This is a genomic window from Modestobacter muralis, from assembly GCF_010682105.1.
GTDB lineage: Bacteria > Actinomycetota > Actinomycetes > Mycobacteriales > Geodermatophilaceae > Modestobacter > Modestobacter muralis.
Genome location: NZ_JAAGWH010000050.1, coordinates 1 through 13,362 on the forward strand (window position 1 = coordinate 1; position 13,362 = coordinate 13,362).

A 13,362-nucleotide genomic window follows, 5' to 3' on the forward strand; every position below is an offset into this window, starting at 1 on the left:
AGCACCGTCGGCCCGGCGGTGCTGCCGGCGGTGGTGGCCCCCTCGACCGCCGTCGCCACGGCGAGCCAGACCGGTCCCGCCCTCCAGTTGGACTGGCCGGCGGCGCCCCCCGCCGCACCCGACCTCGACTGGCCGGCCCCCGCGCCCGGCGAGCACGTCGTCGTCCGCGGCGACTGCCTCTGGGACGTCGCCGAGTCGTGGCTGTCCCGCCAGCACCCCGGCGCCCCGGTCACCGACGCCGAGGTCGCGCGGGCCGTGCACGCCTGGTGGCAGGCCAATGCCGCCGTCCTGGGCCCCGATCCCGACCTGCTGCTGCCCGGTCAGGTCCTCCGGCCGCCCGGCTGACCCGCACCGCCCCCGCCGACCGTCCGCACCGTCCCCTGGAGAGCTGCCGTGACCGCTTCCCCGTACCTCGCCCCGTCGTCCCCGGACCACGCCATCGGTCCGGCCCACCGCCGCCTGCGACTGGTCGTCGTCCCCACCCCCGGGCCGGCGCTGGAGGACGAGGCAGCCCCGGTGCGCCTGCTGGTGCCCGGCCGGCGCACCTCCCGCCCGGCGCCCGTCCCGGGACCGCGCCCGCGGCTCGACCGGCCGGCGCCGCGCGTCGAGGACGCCGCGGACTTCGGCCCGGTGTGGTCGCAGCGCGCAGAGCTCCCCGACGCCCAGGCGGCCGGCCGGCGGCTGGTGACGCTGACCCTGGAGGCCTTCGCCGGCCGCCGGCCGATGACCCAGCTGCGGGGCCTGGTCAGCCCTCCGCTGTTCGGCTCGCTCACCACCGGCCGGCGCCCGCGCTGGTGCACCGAGGGGACGGCGCCGCTGCTGATCAGCTCCGTGCGGGTGTGCGAGCCGGTGGACGGCGTGGCCGAGGTCAGCGCGGTCGCCCGGCGGGGTGGCCGGGCCCACGCGGTCGCCGCCCGGCTCGAGGGCATCGACGGCCGCTGGCGCTGCACCGCCCTGCAGATCGGCTGACGAAGGACCCCGTCCCCCTCACCCCTCGCGAGCTCGGGGCGAGCCGCTGGACGGGGCCGGACAGCAGGACGCCCCGTCGACCGGGTGGTCGACGGGGCGTCCTGGGACGTCAGGGCGTCAGGCGCCCGCGACGCCGTGGCACTGCTTGAACTTCTTGCCCGACCCGCACGGGCAGGGGGCGTTGCGCGGGGTCTCCTTGGTGCCGGTCACGGTCACCGACTTCGCGGCCTTGGCCGGACCCGATTCCTTGGGCGAGGCCTCCAGGTCCGGCGCGCTGTAGCTCAGCTGCTCCTGCTTCGGCGGCTGCAGCCCCTTGACGTCCAGGACGGGGCCGGTGCCGGTACCCGAGGTCTCCGGCTCGGCCGTCACCGTGGCCGTCGGGGCAGACGCGACCGGCGCGGGGGCAGAGTCGACCGGGGCAGCGTCGGTGGTCGACTCGGCCGGGGCCGGCTTGCGGGTGCGCCGGGCCGAGCTCGTCGTCGTCCCGCCGTTGCCGTTGCCGGCCGCCGGGGCGGCGGGCGCCCCGGTCCCGACCGGAACCGACCCGTTGCCGTGGGACGAGGGCGCCACCGGCGCCGACCCGTTGCCGGTCGGGGCCGGCGCCGGGGCCTCGGTCGGCGCGGCGGTCATCGCGGCCCGCACGGCGGCGGCCTGGGCGGCAGCCGCCTGCGCGGCGGCCTGACGGGCGAGCACGGCCTGGGTGCCGGCCTGGGCGCGGGCGAGCGCCTCGGCCTCGGCGGCGGCCTGCTGCTGGGCGGCCTCGGCCTGCTGCTGCTCCTGGCTCTTGACCTCCAGGTTGAACAGGAAGCCGAGGGACTCCTCCTTGATCCCGTCGAGCATCGCGTTGAACATGTCGAAGCCTTCGCGCTGGTACTCCACGACCGGGTCGCGGTTGGCCATCGCGCGCAGGTGGATGCCGGCCCGCAGGTAGTCCATCTCGTACAGGTGCTCGCGCCACTTGCGGTCGAGCACGCTCAGCAGCACCCGCCGCTCGAGCTCGCGCATGACCTCTGAGCCGAGGGCCTCCTCGCGCGCGTCGTAGGCGCGGTGCAGATCGGCGAGCAGCTCGACCTGCAGGTCCTCGGCGGACAGCGCGGACTGGTCGCCGTCGGCCACCCGGTCGAGCATCTCCTGCTGGTCCAGGCCCACCGGGTACAGCGTCTTCAGACCGGTCCACAGCTGCTCGAGGTCCCAGTCCTCGGCGTAACCGGTCTCGGTCGCGCCCTTGACGTAGGCGGTGACGACGTCGTCGACCATCGTCTGCACCTGCAGGTGCAGGTCCTCACCGTCGAGGACCTTGCGGCGCTCGTCGTAGATGACGGTGCGCTGGCGGTTGAGCACCTCGTCGTACTTCAGGACGTCCTTGCGGACCTCGAAGTTCTGCTGCTCGACCTGGGTCTGGGCCGACCGGATCGCCCGGCTGACCATCTTGGACTCGATCGGCTGGTCCTCCGGCACGCGGAGGGTGTTCATCATCGACTCGAGCATCGGGCCGTTGAAGCGCCGCATCAGGTCGTCGCCCAGCGACAGGTAGAACCGGGACTCGCCCGGGTCGCCCTGACGGCCGGAGCGACCGCGCAGCTGGTTGTCGATGCGCCGGCTCTCGTGCCGCTCGGTGCCCAGCACGTAGAGGCCACCGGCCTCGACCACCTGGTCGTGCTCGGCCTTCACCTGCGCCTTGGCCGCCGCGAGGGCGTCGTCCCAGCCGGCTTCGTACTCCTCCGGCGTCTCCGCCGGGGACAGGCCCGCAGCCCGCAGCTGCTCGTCGGCGATGAACTCGGAGTTGCCGCCGAGCTGGATGTCGGTACCGCGGCCGGCCATGTTGGTGGCCACGGTGACCGAGCCCAGCCGGCCGGCCATGGCGATGATCGAGGCCTCACGGGCGTGGTTCTTGGCGTTCAGGACCTCGTGCGGGATCCCGCGCTTGAGCAGGTACTTCGCGAGCTCCTCGGACTTCTCGACGCTCGCGGTTCCGACCAGGACCGGCTGCCCGGCCTCGTGGCGCTCGGCGATGTCCTCGACGACGGCCGTGAACTTCGCCTTCTCCGTCTTGTAGATGACGTCGGCGCGGTCCTCGCGGACCATCGGCCGGTTGGTCGGGATCGGCACGACGCCCAGCTTGTACGTCTGGTTGAGCTCGGCGGCCTCGGTCTGGGCCGTGCCGGTCATGCCGGAGAGCTTGTCGTAGAGCCGGAAGTAGTTCTGCAGCGTGATCGTGGCCAGCGTCTGGTTCTCGTCCTTGATCTGGACGCGCTCCTTGGCCTCGATGGCCTGGTGCATGCCCTCGTTGTAGCGGCGCCCGGACAGCACGCGCCCGGTGAACTCGTCGACGATCAGGACCTCACCGTTGGTGACGATGTACTGCTGGTCCTTCTTGAACAGCTCCTTGGCCTTCAGGGCGTTGTTCAGGTAGCCGATCAGCGGGGTGTTGACCGCCTCGTAGAGGTTGTCGATGCCCAGCTGGTCCTCGACGAACTCCACGCCCTCCTCGGTGACGGCGACCGTGCGCTTGGCCTCCTCCACCTCGTAGTGCCGGTCGCGGCGCATCAGCGGGGCGATGCGGGCGAACTCGCCGTACCACTTGGCGCTGGTCTCGGCCGGGCCGCTGATGATCAGCGGGGTGCGGGCCTCGTCGATGAGGATCGAGTCGACCTCGTCGACGATCGCGTAGGCGTGCCCGCGCTGCACCAGGTCGGCCTTGGACCAGGCCATGTTGTCGCGCAGGTAGTCGAAGCCGAACTCGTTGTTCGTGCCGTGCGTGATGTCGCAGGCGTACTGCGCGCGGCGCTCGTCCGGCTGCTGGCCGGAGACGATCGTGCCCACGGTGAGGCCCAGGAAGCGGTGGATGCGGCCCATGTTCTCGGCGTCACGGGCGGCCAGGTAGTCGTTGGTGGTGACGATGTGCACGCCCTCGCCGGGCAGCGCGTTGAGGTAGGCGGCCAGCACACCGGTGAGCGTCTTGCCCTCACCGGTCTTCATCTCCGCGATGTTGCCCAGGTGCAGCGCGGCGCCGCCCATCATCTGCACGGAGTAGTGCCGCTGGCCCAGGGTGCGGCCGGCCGCCTCGCGGACGACGGAGAACGCCTCCGGCAGCAGCAGGTCCAGGCTCTCCCCGTCGGCGTACCGGGCCTTGAACTCGTCGGTCTTCGCGCGCAGCTCGGCGTCGGTCAGGCCGGCGGTGTCGGCCTCGTGGGCGTCGACCGCGTCGGCGATCTTGGACAACCGTCGGAGGATCTTGCCCTCACCGGCACGCAATAGCTTGTTGAACACCACGGCACCAGCGTAGGCGGCGAACCCCTGGACTGGTCCACGCCCGACCGTTCTGTGTACCCGGGCGCGCCTCGTCCGTACCGTCGGCAGGCGTGTCCTCCGACCCAGACTCCCCCGCCACCCCGCTCCTCGGGCCCGGGCTGGTGGCCTTCTTCACCGAACGGCACCTGGCCACGCTCACCACGCTGCGCGCCGACGGCAGCCCGCACGTCGTCCCGGTCGGGGTCACCCTGGACGCGGCGACCGGCACCGCCCGGGTGATCACCTCGGGCACCTCGATGAAGGCCCGGCACGTGCGCGACGGGCAGGCCCGGGTGGCGGTCTGCCAGGTCGACGGCGCCTGCTGGACGACGCTGGAGGGGACGGCGGTGGTGCGCGACGACGCCGCCGCGGTCGCCGACGCCGTGGCCCGCTACGCCCGCCGGTACCGGCAGCCCCGGGAGAACCCGGCCCGGGTGGTCCTGGAGATCACCGTGGACCGGGTGCTCGGCAACGCCGAGCGCCACCGCGGTCCGCAGGGGGCGGCGTGAGCGGCGGGATGCACCTCGGCGGCATCGACCTCACCACCGAGACGATCCGCACCGCCCGGCTGGTGCTGCGCCCGTTCCGCCCGGACGACGTCGACGCGGTGTTCGCGGCCTGCCAGGACCCGGAGATCCCCCGCTGGATCGCCGCCGTCGGTGTGCCCTACACCCGGGAGGACGCCGCCGCGTTCGTGCTCGGCGAGGCCCCCGGTCAGCGGCGCGAGGGCACCGGGCTGACCGTGGCCGTCGAGGCCGACGGCGAGCTGGTCGGCGCCAGCGGCGTCCAGCGGATCGGCCAGCACCCGATCGGCCCGGAGGTCGGCTACTGGATCACTCCCCGGGCCCGCGGGCGCGGGTACGCCGCCGAGGCCGCACACGCCCTGGCCGACTGGGCGATCGGGCTCGGCGCGCCCCGGGTCTACCTGGTCGCCGACGTGGCCAACACCGGCTCGCAGACCGTCGCCGTCCAGGCGGGGTTCCACCGCGAGGGCGTGCTGCGCTCCTACCTGCACTACCGCGACGGCCGCCGCGCCGACGCCGCGCTGTTCTCCCGCCTGCCCGGCGACTGACGCCCCCACCCGCCGGCGGGCACGAGGTCTGCGAACTGGAGGCATCCGGGCCCGTGACGCCACGAGAACGCAGATCTCACCCGTGCGGCCGGCCGGAGGGCCCCGGACGTGCGGCGAGCCGCCCTCCGCGGGTGCGGAGGACGGCTCGCCGGGTGAGCTGGGTCGGTCAGGCGTGCGCGGGCTCCCGCTCTGCCGCGACGGACGCCGCGGCGCCGTCGAGCGAGGCGACGGAGGCGCCGAGCCGGATCAGCCCGTAGTCGAAGGCGTGCCGCCGGTAGACGACCGAGGGCTGGCCGGTGTCGGCGCACAGGAACAGGAAGAAGTCGTGCCCGACGAGCTCCATCTCGTAGAGCGCCTGGTCCACGTGCATCGGCTTGGCCTGGTGGACCTTCTCCCGGACGATCTGCCCGGGCAGGTGCTCGTCGAGGTCGGTGACCAGAGGGCCGTCGACGAGGGCGGCCTCGATGTCCGCGGACGGCTCGGCGGCGCCGGAGGCACCGGCGAGCTCGCCGAGGGGGGCGGTGGTGTCCTCGGCACCCACCGCGACGACGTCGACGGGGACTCCGCCCACCCGCACGCTGGGCGGGGTGTGCCGGCCGTGATGGACCCGGCGGCGGTCGTTGGCCCGCCGCATCCGGTTCTCCAGCTTGCCGGCCGCCAGCTCCAGGGCGGCGTAGAAGTCCGGCGCGCACGCCTCGGCGCGGGCCACGGGGCCCTTGCCCCGGAGGGTGATCTCCACGCGCTGGCAGTTGGCCGCCTGGCGCGGGTTCTTCTCGTGCAGCAACTCGACGTCGATGCGGATGACCTTGCTGTCGAAACGTTCCAGCTGACCGACCTTGTCCTCCACCTTCTGGCGGAAGTGCTCGGGTACCTCGACGTTGCGACCTCGGACCACGATCTCCATGAGACCTCCCGATCGGGCGGGTGTGATCGAACCCACGCTAGCCCCCCTCTCCCGCTCCCGACACCGGGGGCAGTGACCGAACTCGTCCGGTTCACCTCCGCAGGGTGAGAACGGCTGCCGAGCGTGGCGGGTCCGGTCGCCGCACCCGCCGCGGCGTCGCCGCCACCACCGCGGCCAGCACCGGCTCCCCGCCGACGGGCGCCCCCGCGGTCAGGGCCCGGGCCGCCTCGGTGAGGGTGGCGCCGCTGGTGGCCACGTCATCGACCAGCACCAGCCGGCAGCCCGGCGGCAGCAGGACCGGCAGCCGGCGGAACCGGCCGGTGAGGTTCGCCCGCCGGGCCGCGGCGTCCAGGCCGGCGGAGTCCCGGGTCCTCCCGGCGCGGCCCAGCAGCGGCACCGTGGTCGCGGTGAGCCCCGCGGCGGCGAGCTCGGCGACGGCGCGGTCGGCCAGCTCCTGCACGTGGTCGCGCCCGCGCCGCCGCACGGCGGCCGGGTCGCTGGGCATCGGCACCAGCACGACCGGCCCGGCATCCGACGACCCGGCATCCGACGACCCGCCATCCGAGGACCCGCTGGACGGGGGCAGGCCGGTGAGCACGGTGGCCACCGCCAGGGCCAGCGCGGTGCCCAGGGGTGCGGCCAGCTCGGCCCGGCCGTGCTCCTTGAAGGCCACCACCGCCGGGCGCACCGGACCCGCGTACGCCCCCGCGGCCACCGTCGGCGGGAAGCCCGGCGGGTGGCGGCGCGGCTCGGCCAGCCGGGGCCGGGCCAGCCGGCTGCCGCACGGCGCGCACAGCACCGACCCGGGCAGCGCGCACCCGGCGCAGACGCGGGGCAGCACCAGGTCGGCCAGCGCCCGCCCGCCGGCCTGCAGCACCCCGGCCCACGGCGGGGCGCCGTCCTGCGTCGTCCCGGCCGGTCGCACGGCGCCCACCCTGCCCGGGGACGGGCGCCCCGCGCCGTCCTCCGGCCGGTCCGGGGACGGGGCCGGCCGCTGGGGACGGCGGCCGGCCCCGCGGGCTCACATCGGGTAGAAGGGCGCCTGTCCGGCCAGCGGCGGGGCACCGCGGACGAGGGTCACCCACGTGCCGCCGGCGAGCTGCCAGACCGTGCCCTCGGAGACCACCAGCGGCTGCCGGCCAGGCGCCGCCGCCAGGGCGGTGGCCTGCTCGGGCAGTCCGTTGGTGATCACCCGCGTGAGACCGAAGCCGTCGACGCCGACCGTGTAGGGCACCGTGCGCTGGGCGCCGGGGTCCCCGGCCAGCACCATCAGCAGGCCGGCGTTGCGCCACGCCACGTCGACGACCTGCCGCACCGAGGGGGCGATCGAGCGCAGGTCGCGGACGCTCACCGCGTCGGCGGCGCGGACCACCGTGCCCACGTAGAGCCGCCCGCCGTCGGGGCCCTCGATGACCACCGCGGCCCGGACGCCGTCCGGGGACAGCTGGAACGTCGTGGCCCGGCCCAGCCCGGCCAGCGTCGGGGCGCTCACCGCCTGCGGCGAGCCACCGGCGGGCAGTCGCACGACGTCGGTGCCGTTGCGCACCGTCCAGACCTCCGACCGGGTGCCCGCCGTGGTCGGTGCGGTGAAGCTGGCGCCGTCGAGCACCCACGCGAGGTCCCCGTCGTAGGGGCCGGCGAACAGCGCCGCCGGGGCGCCGGTGGGCGAGTTGGTGGTCGACACCCCCGCGGTCAGCCCGAGCTGGCCGGTGCGCGGGTCGACCGACACGGCCGCCGACGACAGCCCGTACGCGGAGGTGCCCGCCGGCCCGGGCGACGGCGTCCCGTCGGAGGCCCGGCGCAGCCCGCCGTCGACGAGGTAGTGCCCGACCGCGTTCGGCGGGGCTGCGTCGGGGTCCAGCGCCGGCCAGTCGGCCGTGGTCTGCCGGTCGGGGACGCCGGGCAGGCCCAGCGGCTGGCCGTCGCGCAGCACCTCCACCGTCTGCAGGCCCAGCTGGTCCTGCTGCAGCGACCACACCAGCTGCCCGACGGCGACGGACACGGTCTCGTCCCCGGTGCCGGCCGGGAAGGTCAGGTCGACGGTCGCGCTCTGCCCGGCGACGGACACGGTGCTGCGCAGGCCGGCGCCGTTGAGCGGGTTCACCACTCCCGCCCCGACCGCCGGCGACGGGCCGGACAGCAGCCGTTCGACCACCGCGTTGGGCTGCGCCTCGCCGTCCACCAGGTACCGCGGGTCGGGGACGACGCGGGAGCCGGTGGGGTCGAGGAAGTAGACGTCGATCTGCTCGTAGGTGCGGGTGAAGTCCGGCTCGAGCAGCAACAGCCCGTCGGGCGGGTCGGTGATCCGCCACTCCCCCGACTCGTCGGTCAGGGTGAAGGTGCGGGCGTAGACCTGCTCGGAGCCGACGGCGAAGACGCCCCGCTCGTCGATGCTGCCGATCTCCTTCGCCGTGACCTGCACCGTGCCCGCCTGCGCCTGGACCGGCGCGTAGTCACCGCTGATCACGGTCACCCCGTCGCTGTCGGACCAGCTGTCCGCGGCCGCCCCGCTGAGGTACTGGCGGGCGACCGGGTGGTTGCGCGCGGTGCTGGCGTTGGCGTCGATGAACCCCCGCACGACCTCCTCGGGGGTCGCGCCGGGCTCGGGTGCCTGCGGTTCGATGCCGACGGCGTCGGCCGGCGGCTCGGGGACCTGGGTGATCTGGGTGACCGGCGAGCTGCTCGGCACGGTGCTGCAGCCGGCCAGCAGGACCGCGGCCAGCCCGGCCAGCGCCGCCCGCACGCCGCGGCCGGTCACGCCTGCCCCCGGCTCAGCATCGGCGGGCGCAGCGGCAGCGGCGAGCTGGTGAGCTCGGCGCCGACGACCAGCGGCACGGTGAGCCGGAACTGCGCGCCCTCACCGGGCAGGCCCCACACCTGCAGCCAGCCGCCGTGCAGCCGGGCGTCCTCGAGGCTGATCGACAGGCCGAGGCCGCTGCCGCCGACGGTGCGCACCCGTGAGGGGTCGGCGCGCCAGAACCGGTCGAACACGTGCTGGGCGTCCTCGGCGGTCAGCCCGACGCCGTGGTCGCGCACGGTGATCGCCGCCGCCCATCGCGAGGCGGCCAGGGTGATCTCCACCGGCTTCCCACGGCCGTGCTCGATGGCGTTGCCGACCAGGTTGCGCAGCACGCGCTCGACCCGGCGGCCGTCGACCTCGGCGATGACCGAGCGCGGTGGCAGGCTCACCAGCAGGGCGCAGTCGTGCCGCTCGGCCAGCGACGCCATCCCGCTCACCACCCGCTGCACCAGCGGGCCCAGCTCCTGCGCCTCGGGCTCCAGGGTGGCGGCGCCGGCGTCGTAGCGGCTGATCTCCAGCAGGTCGGTCAGCAGCGCCTCGAAGCGGTTGAGCTCGGCCTGCAGCAGCTCGGCGGACCGGGCGACCGCCGGGTCGAACTCGCCCCGCGCGTCGTGCAGCACCGCCGCCGCCATCTGCACGGTGGTCAGCGGGGTGCGCAGCTCGTGGGAGACGTCGGAGGTGAACCGTTGCTGCAGCTGGGACAGCGCCTCGAGCTGGGTGATCTGCTGCTGCAGCCCCTCGGCCATGGCGTTGAAGCTGGTGGCCAGCCGGGCCAGGTCGTCCTCCCCGCGCACCGCCAGCCGTTCCTCCAGGTGCCCGTCGGCCAGCCGCTGGGCGCTGCCGGCGGCGCGCCGGACCGGGTCGACGACCAGCCGGGTCACCAGCACGCCGATGCCGGCGACGAAGAGCACGAGGACGGCGCTGGTGATGGCGACCGTGCTGCGGATGCCGGACAGGTTGGCCTGCTCCTGGTCCAGCGGGAAGGCGAAGTAGACCTCGACGCTGTCGCCGCCGCCGGGGTCGGTGGGCACCGGGGCCCCGACGATCAGCGTGGGCACCGGCTCACCGCGCAGGTCGGGCACCCGGGCGTAGCGGTAGGCCTGCGCCCCGCCTGCCACCTGGGCCCGGAGGTCGGCCGGCAGCGCGGGCTCGACGCCGCGGCGGCTGACCGCCGGGCGCTCGTCCTCCCCGGACCGGTAGACCATCACCACGTCGAAGTCCCCGGCCGCGCCGCCCAGGCGCTGGAGGCCCTCGACGGTGCGCGACAGGGTGGAGCGCACGCTCGCGGAGTCGCCGGTGGCGATGCCGCTGACCTCGGTCTGGGCGTAGACGACCCCGGCCAGCGACTGGTCGACCGCGGCCTGCTGCTTGACGTCGAGCAGCTGGCCGCGGATCTGGGTGAACAGCACCATGCTCACGATCACCACGACGACGGCGGCGACCAGCATGGTGATGGCCCCGACCCGCAGCTGGAGCGACGAGCGCCAGGCGCGCACGACCCGGCGGACGCCCCGGCCGGTGCGCACGAAGGCCCGTCGGCGGGCCCGGCGGACGCGGCGGCGCACCCCGCGACCCAGCTGGGCGGGGCGGCGGCGTGGCGGCGGACGGCGGCTGCCGTCGTCCGGCTGTGATGCCCGGTCGACGACCGGCGGCCCGGTCGTGGTGCTCACCGGACCGCGGGAGCCCCGTGTCGAGCGCCGCTGACGGCGCAGCCCGGTCGGCTCACGGCGGGCCGGCCTTGTAGCCGACGCCGCGGACGGTGAGGACGACCTCCGGCTTCTCCGGGTCGCGCTCGACCTTGGCCCGCAGCCGCTGCACGTGCACGTTGACCAGCCGGGTATCGGCGGCGTGCCGGTAGCCCCACACCTGCTCGAGCAGCAGCTCGCGGGTGAACACCTGCCGGGGCTTCCGGGCCAGGGCGACCAGCAGGTCGAACTCCAGCGGGGTCAGCGCGATGGGGGCGCCGTCGCGGCTCACCTGGTGGGCGGGGACGTCGATCGAGACGTCGCCGATCGACAGGCTCTCGGCCTGTCCGTTGTCGCCGCGGCGCAGCTGGGCGCGGACCCGGGCCACGAGCTCGACGGGCTTGAAGGGCTTGGTGACGTAGTCGTCGGCGCCGGCCTCGAGCCCCTGGACGATGTCGATCGTGTCGGTCTTCGCGGTGAGCATCACGATCGGCACGGTCGACTGGGTGCGGATGTCGGCGCAGATCTGCAGGCCGTTGCGACCGGGCAGCATCAGGTCCAGCAGCACCAGGTCCGGCCGCAGCTGCTGGAAGGTGGCCACGGCCCGGGCGCCGTCGGAGACGAACGCGGGCTCGTAGCCCTCCCGGCGCAGCACGATGCCGAGCATCTCGGCGAGGGCGGCGTCGTCGTCGACGACGAGGACACGGCCGCGGCTGGTGCCGGACGACGGCGCAGAGGGGGGCACGCGCCCATTCTGCGCGACGCACGCCGGGAAACGCCCCGCCCCGCCCGGCGGACTTCACCGGACGGGGCGGGAACTGCTGGTCAGCGACCGATCGGGCGGCCGTCGACAGCGCGGGTCGAGCCGCTCGGACCGACCTGGAGCCGCGCCACAGCGCGGCTCCAGGTCGGCTCACGAGGGTCGACCCGCACCATCGTCCGGCCGGTCCGTCGGCCCCCTTGCAGGGTCCCGCCGCGCTTGCTCGTGGCGGGGGGCAAGGGGGTCCTGTCAGTAGCGGTAGTGGTCGCTCTTGTAGGGGCCCTCGACCGGGACGCCGATGTAGTCGGCCTGCACCTTGGTCAGCTCGGTCAGCTTCACGCCGAGCGCGTCGAGGTGGAGTCGGGCCACGTGCTCGTCGAGCTTCTTGGGCAGCACGGTGACGCCGGGGGTCTTGCCCTCGTAGGCGGCCCGGTTGGTCCACAGCTCGATCTGGGCCAGCGTCTGGTTGGAGAACGACGCGCTCATCACGAAGCTGGGGTGCCCGGTGGCGTTGCCCAGGTTCAGCAGCCGGCCCTCACTCAGCACGATGATCGTGTGGCCGTCGGCGAACCGCCACTCGTCGACCTGCGGCTTGATGTTCGTCTTGACGATGCCCGGCGTGCGGGCCAGCCCGGCGATGTCGATCTCGTTGTCGAAGTGGCCGATGTTGCCGATGATCGCCTGGTGCTTGGTCTGACCGAGCTGCTCGGCGGTGATGATGTCCTTGTTGCCGGTCGTGGTGATGATGATGTCGGCCTTGCCGATCACCTCGTCCAGCGTGGTGACCTCGTAGCCGTGCATCGCGGCCTGGAGGGCGTTGATCGGGTCGATCTCGGTGACGATGACCCGGGCGCCCTGGCCGCGCAGGGAGTCCGCGGACCCCTTGCCGACGTCGCCGTAGCCGCAGACGACGGCGACCTTGCCGCCGATCATCACGTCGGTGCCGCGGTTGATCCCGTCGATGAGGGAGTGCCGGACGCCGTAGAGGTTGTCGAACTTGCTCTTGGTGACCGAGTCGTTGACGTTGATCGCCGGGAAGAGCAGCCGGCCGTCGCGGGCGAGCTCGTACAGGCGCATGACGCCGGTGGTGGTCTCCTCGGTGACGCCCTTGATGCCCTGGCCGATGCGGGTCCAGTACGAGGCGTCCTCGGCGAGGGTGCTCCGCAGCGTGTCGAGGATGACGCCGTACTCCTCGGAGTCGGCCTCGGTGGTGTCCGGGACGGCGCCGTCGGCCTCGAAGCGGGTGCCCAGGTGGACCAGCAGCGTGGCGTCGCCGCCGTCGTCCAGGATCATGTTCGGGCCGACGACGTCACCGGCGGAGTCGCGGAACTCGAACATCCGCTGGGTGCACCACCAGTACTCCGGCAGCGTCTCGCCCTTCCAGGCGAAGACGGGGACGCCGGTGGGCTCCTCGGCGGTGCCCTCGCCCACGACGATCGCCGCGGCGGCGTGGTCCTGGGTGGAGAAGATGTTGCAGCTGACCCAGCGGACGTCGGCGCCGAGCGCGGTCAGCGTCTCGATGAGCACGGCCGTCTGGATGGTCATGTGCAGGGACCCGGCGACGCGCGCGCCGGCGAGCGGCTGGGCGTCGCCGTACTCCGCGCGCAGCGCCATCAGGCCGGGCATCTCGTGCTCGGCGAGGGAGATCTCCTTGCGGCCGAAGCCGGCGAGGGAGAGGTCGGCGACCTTGAAGTCGTCGGAGGTCAGTACGCGGGTGCCAGTGCTGGCGGTCATGTCGCTCCAGTGTCCCGGCCCGGCCCCGGATGGGCGGGCGCAGTCGGTTACTGAGATCTGAGCGAGCATGCCGAGGCTTCGGCGGGGCTCGTACCGTCTCCCAGGGTAACCGCTGCCGGACCACCAGCCCGGTTCCGCCCGACGGGG

General features: G+C 74.3%; 11 protein-coding genes. 4 read left to right on the forward strand and 7 right to left on the reverse strand.

Going from position 1 to position 13,362, the window contains the following annotated elements:
• Positions 1-345, forward strand: a 345-nt coding sequence (locus GCU67_RS22065; RefSeq protein WP_476738954.1) for a LysM peptidoglycan-binding domain-containing protein, incomplete at its 5' end; no start/stop codon positions are given.
• A gap of 48 nt (positions 346-393) precedes the next feature.
• Entirely contained in the window at positions 394-969 is a 576-nt protein-coding gene (locus GCU67_RS16870) for an Rv3235 family protein (RefSeq protein ID WP_338105102.1), read from the forward strand.
• A 117-nt stretch (positions 970-1,086) separates the two neighbouring features.
• On the opposite strand, the gene secA is transcribed toward GCU67_RS16870, so the two are convergent.
• Positions 1,087-4,242, reverse strand: coding sequence for a preprotein translocase subunit SecA (secA, locus tag GCU67_RS16875; protein ID WP_163612479.1), 3,156 nt, complete (start codon positions 4,240-4,242; stop codon positions 1,087-1,089).
• Positions 4,243-4,331: 89 nt separating this feature from the next.
• Between secA and GCU67_RS16880 the strand changes: the two genes are divergently transcribed.
• Positions 4,332-4,769: a TIGR03618 family F420-dependent PPOX class oxidoreductase gene (locus GCU67_RS16880; RefSeq protein WP_163612481.1), complete on the forward strand. Its 438-nt coding sequence runs from the start codon at positions 4,332-4,334 to the stop codon at positions 4,767-4,769.
• The gene (locus tag GCU67_RS16885) at positions 4,766-5,332 is read left to right on the forward strand and encodes a GNAT family N-acetyltransferase (RefSeq protein ID WP_163612483.1); all 567 of its coding nucleotides are present in this window, start codon (positions 4,766-4,768) and stop codon (positions 5,330-5,332) included. The genes GCU67_RS16880 and GCU67_RS16885 overlap by 4 nt, the downstream gene beginning before the upstream one ends.
• 166 nt (positions 5,333-5,498) lie before the next feature.
• Here GCU67_RS16885 and hpf read toward each other — a convergent pair whose 3' ends face one another.
• From hpf to ahcY, 6 genes are all read right to left on the reverse strand, one after another.
• On the reverse strand, positions 5,499-6,236 hold the full coding sequence (gene hpf / locus GCU67_RS16890; RefSeq protein WP_163612485.1) for a ribosome hibernation-promoting factor, HPF/YfiA family: 738 nt from the start codon (positions 6,234-6,236) through the stop codon (positions 5,499-5,501).
• A gap of 91 nt (positions 6,237-6,327) precedes the next feature.
• On the reverse strand, positions 6,328-7,161 hold the full coding sequence (locus GCU67_RS16895; RefSeq protein ID WP_163612487.1) for a ComF family protein: 834 nt from the start codon (positions 7,159-7,161) through the stop codon (positions 6,328-6,330).
• 96 nt (positions 7,162-7,257) lie between these two features.
• Positions 7,258-8,994, reverse strand: a complete 1,737-nt coding sequence (locus tag GCU67_RS16900; protein ID WP_163612489.1) for an LpqB family beta-propeller domain-containing protein — start codon at positions 8,992-8,994, stop codon at positions 7,258-7,260.
• Positions 8,991-10,706 (reverse strand): MtrAB system histidine kinase MtrB, encoded by a 1,716-nt coding sequence (mtrB, locus tag GCU67_RS16905; RefSeq protein WP_163612491.1) that lies wholly within the window; start codon positions 10,704-10,706, stop codon positions 8,991-8,993. Before mtrB ends, GCU67_RS16900 begins: the two co-directional genes overlap by 4 nt.
• A gap of 52 nt (positions 10,707-10,758) precedes the next feature.
• Positions 10,759-11,466, reverse strand: a complete 708-nt coding sequence (gene mtrA, locus GCU67_RS16910) for an MtrAB system response regulator MtrA (RefSeq protein ID WP_163612493.1) — start codon at positions 11,464-11,466, stop codon at positions 10,759-10,761.
• A 264-nt stretch (positions 11,467-11,730) separates the two neighbouring features.
• On the reverse strand, positions 11,731-13,215 hold the full coding sequence (ahcY, locus tag GCU67_RS16915) for an adenosylhomocysteinase (protein ID WP_163612495.1): 1,485 nt from the start codon (positions 13,213-13,215) through the stop codon (positions 11,731-11,733).
• Positions 13,216-13,362: the final 147 nt, after the last annotated feature.